General features: G+C 34.5%; 5 protein-coding genes. 3 read left to right on the top strand and 2 right to left on the bottom strand.

Annotation, left to right across the window (positions count from 1 at the left end; all coding sequences use genetic code 11):
* Window positions 1-786 precede the first annotated feature (786 nt).
* Complete coding sequence (locus tag J5G60_RS16165) at window positions 787-1,077, top strand: hypothetical protein (RefSeq protein WP_150357111.1); 291 nt, start codon at window positions 787-789, stop codon at window positions 1,075-1,077.
* Window positions 1,078-1,139: 62 nt separating this feature from the next.
* Here the strand turns inward: J5G60_RS16165 and J5G60_RS16160 are convergent, their stop codons facing one another.
* Both J5G60_RS16160 and J5G60_RS16155 read right to left on the bottom strand, forming a co-directional pair.
* A complete protein-coding gene (locus tag J5G60_RS16160) occupies window positions 1,140-1,832 on the bottom strand; it encodes a response regulator transcription factor (protein WP_150357110.1) in 693 nt (230 codons plus the stop codon).
* Window positions 1,825-3,216 carry a sensor histidine kinase gene (locus tag J5G60_RS16155; protein WP_150357109.1) on the bottom strand — a complete coding sequence of 464 codons (1,392 nt, stop codon included), beginning with the start codon at window positions 3,214-3,216 and terminating at the stop codon, window positions 1,825-1,827. The genes J5G60_RS16160 and J5G60_RS16155 overlap by 8 nt, the downstream gene beginning before the upstream one ends.
* A 225-nt stretch (window positions 3,217-3,441) precedes the next feature.
* On the opposite strand from J5G60_RS16155, the gene J5G60_RS16150 reads away from it, so the two are divergent.
* Both J5G60_RS16150 and J5G60_RS16145 read left to right on the top strand, forming a co-directional pair.
* Window positions 3,442-4,965: an urease accessory protein UreH domain-containing protein gene (locus tag J5G60_RS16150; protein ID WP_150357108.1), complete on the top strand. Its 1,524-nt coding sequence runs from the start codon at window positions 3,442-3,444 to the stop codon at window positions 4,963-4,965.
* A 35-nt stretch (window positions 4,966-5,000) separates the two neighbouring features.
* Complete coding sequence (locus J5G60_RS16145) at window positions 5,001-5,435, top strand: hypothetical protein (protein ID WP_150357107.1); 435 nt, start codon at window positions 5,001-5,003, stop codon at window positions 5,433-5,435.
* Window positions 5,436-5,769 lie beyond the last annotated feature (334 nt).

Below are 5,769 nucleotides of genomic sequence, written 5' to 3'. Positions count from 1 at the left end.
ACTTCTAGCTTCGTCGGAAGAGTAAGATTTTTATAAGAGACAGGTCTAAAAATATACTAACAAATAAGAAAAGAGGGTTTTATAATAAAATAGTAGATAGAATTATTCAAAAATTTTGAAATATAAGTTGACATAATTATAGGCCTACTATATAATAAAATTAAGAAGAAGGATAAAAACTTCTTCTCAGCACTTCTAACTCATAAATGAAGATTGAAAAAAGGGTTTAGACAAGGAAGAGATTAGGACAGCAGGTAGTGAACACTCAATAGTATATGGAAGCAAATGTGCTTGGTGGAAGTAAACTTGAAGAGGTATCTACTAGATCGGGGACGGTGAACGTTTTTAATTATGAAAATGTTCAGGGTAAGAGATAATTGATCCTAATTGAGTTTTAGGAAGTATAAAAGATTGATGATTTGATGTATGATTTGAAAATTGTTATTTGAAAATGTTTAAGATACAGACATGGAGAATAGTATGTTTAAGAAAGATTAGTTGTCAATCAAATGTATATGTCTGTAGAGAATTGTAATTGATTTAAGTAAATATAATAGATTTTACGTTATAAAAAACAATTAGAAAAGGGTGACGGATATTCAAGTAGAATCAGAGTGTTTATATGGGTTAGGAGTTGCTTGACCACCAATTAGTTCTATGTAAATGGGCTAATTGGTGGTTTTGATTTTGTAAAGAGTATATAAACAAATTCATTTTTCCCTTCATAATATCTCCATAACAATATTGTATTATCTAAATAAATAATATAAGTGAGGAGTATTTATTATGAATTGTCATGGAAGTAATAATATGAACAATAAAAGCGGCCACAGTGGAATAAGTCACATAATTATGATGGTTGTTTGCTGTGCTATACCGGTAGTGTTACTATCATCTCTGCCATTTTTAGGATTGGCGCCAAGGTTCAAAATTATGCTTGCAGCAGCAGCTCCGTTTATATGTCCTATAATGATGATTTTAATGATACCAATGATGTTTATGCATTCTAAAAAAAGTAAGTGTTGTGATGATAGAGAAGATAATAAAAATGTAAATGTAAAAAGGATTAACAGTTAAGCCCGGGTAAGGCTAGAGGGCATAGGTTCATACAAGGGTTAGAATCTATGCCCGTTTTCATATCATTCTGGATCTTTCACGGCGCCGAATTTATAGCCTATCTTCACCACAGTGAGTATATATTTTGGCTCTTTACTGTTGTATTCTATTTTTTTTCTCAAATTCTTGATATGGGCGTCTATAGTTCTGTCGGAACCTTCAAAATCTATACCATATACATTTCTTATGAGCTGTTCCCTGGATAGAACTTTGCCGTTATTCGAAGCAAGAGCATATAGAATATCGAATTCATTTGGGGTGAGAACTACATATTTTCCTCTTACCTGAACATTTCTTCTTTCATTGTCAATTTTAAGTTTTCTGCCGTCATAAGAAAGTATTGTTGTTTTGTCAGAATTTATTCTTCTAAATAATGCATTTACTCTTGCAGTGAGCTCTCTTGGACTCAAGGGCTTGGTGAGGTATTCATCCGCTCCCAGGGTAAGCCCTTTGATCTTATCACTTAATTCTGCTTTTGCAGTGAGCATAAATATGTGTACGTCCGATACTTCCCTTATAATTTTACATATTTCTTCTCCGTCTATATCCGGCAGCATCAAGTCCAATATGACAAGTTGAAAATTTATCTTATTGAACAGCTTGATTCCGTCGTAGCCTCTAGTAGAACAATAAACTCTATAACCTGCTCTTTCAAGGTAGGCTTTAATTACTTCCGATACCTTTATTTCATCTTCAATTATTAAAATATTATTCATTATTATTCTCCTTGTTCTTGTTAAAATATAAAATAAATGACGTTCCTTTGCCAAAAGTGCTTTTGACATCAATTGCAGCGGAATGGAGAGTGAGTATTTTTTTTACAATAGTCAATCCTATGCCATTTCCCTCTGTTTTACGGCGGCTCTTGTCTGCCCTGTACAATCTTTCAAAAATGTAGGGGAGATCCTCCTTCTTTATGCCTATGCCGTTATCTCTGATTTTAACTATAATTTTACTGGCATTTGTATAAAGATCAACCCATACGCTTCCTCCAGACGGGGTGAATTTAATGGCATTGGAGAATAAATTTATAAAAACCTGTTTCAATTCGTCTTCATTTCCCAGTATCTCAAATTTTTTGTTTTTTTCTATATTTAGAGAAAAATTGATATTTTTCTCTTTAAAATCGATGGAAAGCTTGCTGCTTATGGAAGTAACAAGTTTATCCAGAGATATGATCTCCATCATATTAAGGTCTGATTTTTCATCTTCAAATTGTTTTAAAATATTTAAATTATTTAGCAGCTTGCCAAATCTTATGACCTCCTGATTCAAATAATTCAAGCGTTCTTCAGTTACAGGAAATATTCCGTCAATCATTGCCTCCAGATTATTTTGTAGAATATTCAGGGGAGTTCTTATTTCGTGGGAGATATCTGAAACAAGCCTTTTCCTGAGGAGCTCCTGCTCTTTTAATATTTTACCCAGGGCATTTATGCTTTTAGTCAGATTGTTTAGTTCTTTTATATTAGTTTTTACATTTGAAGTGGAATCGTACATTCCCCTGGAAAGTTTAACAGAAGTATCGGATACGGATTTAATAGGGGATGAAAATTGTTTTGATATTATTATGCTTATTATGACAGCGATAATTATGGCTGCTATAACGCTTATAATAATATCTCTGTTTATAGACATTTTGAAATCTATATCCTGCTGCGTCAGTAAAATTGGAGAATATTGTCCTATTACTACATAGCCTACAATTTTTCCATTATACTTGATCTTAAAGGAATTTGATGTGTAAATCCCCTTGTTGTTATAGACGTTTTGCATCATCTTGTGGGATTTTTCTTTTATATCGTTGGAATCCATACCCCAGATGGTATTTTTATTGGAATCTAAAAGGGTCAGGCAGTAATTACTCATATAAGCTTCGTGCATTATCTCTTCTCCAGAATTTATAGTCCATTTTTTGTCTCTTTTGTATACCTGTTGAAAATAGTCCACAATTCTGTTGTTTCTGCTTTTCTGAGTGTCCATCATATATTTATTAAAAGTACTGTTTACTGTGAATTTTACATACAGTGCCAGTAATATAACTGAAATAATTGAGCAGAAAATAATTGTAATACCCAATCTCTTTCGAATGCTTTGCAAAAATATCACTCCCAAGGATATAATAATGACCTAATTATATTTTACAGATAATTTGATGTATTTACAATTTTAGTATTCACCGTTAACTCAAAATTAGTTTACCAAATTATTATGTTGATTATATGAAGACCTTAGCGATGATTCATAACATCTTCATAGGAAGTTTATATACTTAATTAAATTGATTTTTGTCCAAATTATAAAAATTATGGGAGGATTGAAGGTGTGAAGAGTAGAAAAGAGAAAATTAAAGTCTTTGATATGACCTGTGTATCCTGTGAACTGCGGGTAGAAAAGGCGGTTAAAAGGTTAAATGGTGTAAGAAATGCTCTGGCCAGCTTTAATGATGAATCTGTAATTGTAGAATACAATCCGGATCTATGCAGTCTGGAAAATATTAAAGATGCCATAAGGGTATCCGGATACAGTACTGAAAGCTCAAGTAGGTACAAAATAGCAGGTATGTTTGTAATTGCAGCTGCGGTTATATTGATTGGCAGTTCATCAAGTGGAATCGATATTAACTCCAGGCTCAATGGCGCTACATATTTTGTCTTGTTCCTGGTTGGAATACTCACATCCATACATTGCGTAGGTATGTGTGGTGGAATGGCACTGTCACAGAGTGTAAACAAGGGTGGAAAAAGTAAGTTTGATTCTATTAAGCCTGCTGCTCTATACAATGCAGGCAGAGTGACGTCCTATACCGTACTCGGTGGAATAGTAGGAGGGCTTGGTTCGGTATTTTCACTATCTATATCCATAAAGGCCGGGCTTCAAATATTTGCGGGTATATTCATGATTATAATGGGATCCAATATGAGTGGATATAGCTTATTTAAAAGATTTAACATAAGGCTGCCTTGGTCTGCCTGCTCCATGAAGAAAAAACCAAGAACACCATTTTTGGTTGGAATTTTAAACGGACTCATGCCCTGCGGGCCTCTTCAGGCAATGCAGTTATATGCACTGGGAACAGGGAGTATACTTAAGAGTTCATTGTCCATGTTGATGTTTTCTCTTGGTACTGTTCCTCTGATGCTGGGATTTGGTGCAGTATCCGGCATACTCAGCAGGGGATATACAAAAACTTTATTGAAATTCAGCGGGATATTGGTAATAGTTTTAGGCATAGTGATGGGAAGCAGGGGATTGGCCCTAGCTGGTGTAAACATACCTACGGTGTCTACATTGGCTGCCGGTTTATACGGCAATAAGACATCTGCAGAATCTTCTGCTGGAAAATCAACCTTAAAAGATGGAGTTCAGATAATCAAAATGACAGCAGATGATTCAGGATATATTCCCAATGGACTTTATGTTCAAAAAAATGTACCTGTGAAGTGGATAATTGATGGAAAAGCGTTGAATTCCTGTAACGGACAAATTATTGTACCTTCCTTAAATATTCAAAGGAACTTACAGGCTGGTGAAAATATAATTGAATTTACACCGAAGGGCGGAGATATAAATTTCAGCTGTGGAATGGGCATGATAAGAGGAGTGATTAAAGTGGTTGATGATATTTCCACCGTGGATACTTCCAAGCCTGATTCTTCAATACCTGCCCCATCCAGTGGAATGCCTGGCTGCAGCATGCATGGGGCACAGGGTGAAGATTCCACGACTAAAGCTCCAAGTATTTATAGTACGGATTTGAGTAAGGTTGAAACCGCTCGATTGGTTCGAAAAGCTGAAAAATATATTTATGCAATCGAACATGCACCTTTAGTTAATTCTTTTGCATAGTATACTATTATAATAAAATTTTATTGGAGGTTTTTATGTATCCATATATACGTTCAGATATGGGAATTATGCCAATGTGTTGCTATTGCAGAATTAACAATGGGATGAGAGGTGCTTTAAAAGGAAGAAAATACAGGTCTATGTTTAGAAACGGTGAATATGAAGAGAATAGAATTGACAGTGGCGGAGGCGCAACAACGGTACAACCCATTCAGCAGGCTCCGGATACAAATCAGCAGATGCCGGATGTAAATCAGCAGATGCCAGAAATGATGGAGGGTATGTCAGAATCAGATATGGAGGAAAAAATAAATTCAGATACTCAGGAAATTATAAGTATGTTTGAACGTCACCATCCGGATATAATAAATACACTGATATGCTGTAATATGTCAATTGATGATGCTAGGCAGTATTTGAGCAGGGTAGTTAAAATGGCGCTTATGCACCATATGATGCACCAGGTATGAGAATAAATATCAAGTGAGTGATTCTTAGGATCATATGGAGTTTGCCTAAGAGGAATACCCCTTCGTACCTGAATTTTAGAAAAACAAATAGAAGAAGGCCTTCGGCATTTATCTTGCTGGAAGGTCTTTTAGAGTTTAGGGTTAATAATTGAATAGTTCTAGTTATTTTTCCAGTATCACCAAGAGATTTGGTTTATTTTACAGAGCCTTTTGGGATATTTTATTTTATGAAGTATAATTAAATAAAAAAGAAAAGAATATTTTTTATATTGAATATTTTCAAGCCTATTAATAAAATCAGAATTTTTATTGCAGGCACTTTTGCTAACATGGT

The organism is Clostridium sp. HV4-5-A1G (genome assembly GCF_900184915.1).
GTDB classification, from domain to species: domain Bacteria; phylum Bacillota; class Clostridia; order Clostridiales; family Clostridiaceae; genus Clostridium_B; species Clostridium_B aromativorans.
This window is presented reverse-complemented; position numbering and strand designations above follow the sequence as displayed.

Bases quoted from the DNA above. Each gene is read 5' to 3' on its own strand.
- J5G60_RS16165 (WP_150357111.1), top strand. From the start codon at position 787: ATGAATTGTCATGGAAGTAATAATATGAACAATAAAAGCGGCCACAGT.
- J5G60_RS16160 (WP_150357110.1), bottom strand. From the start codon at position 1,832: ATGAATAATATTTTAATAATTGAAGATGAAATAAAGGTATCGGAAGTA.
- J5G60_RS16145 (WP_150357107.1), top strand. From the start codon at position 5,001: ATGTATCCATATATACGTTCAGATATGGGAATTATGCCAATGTGTTGC.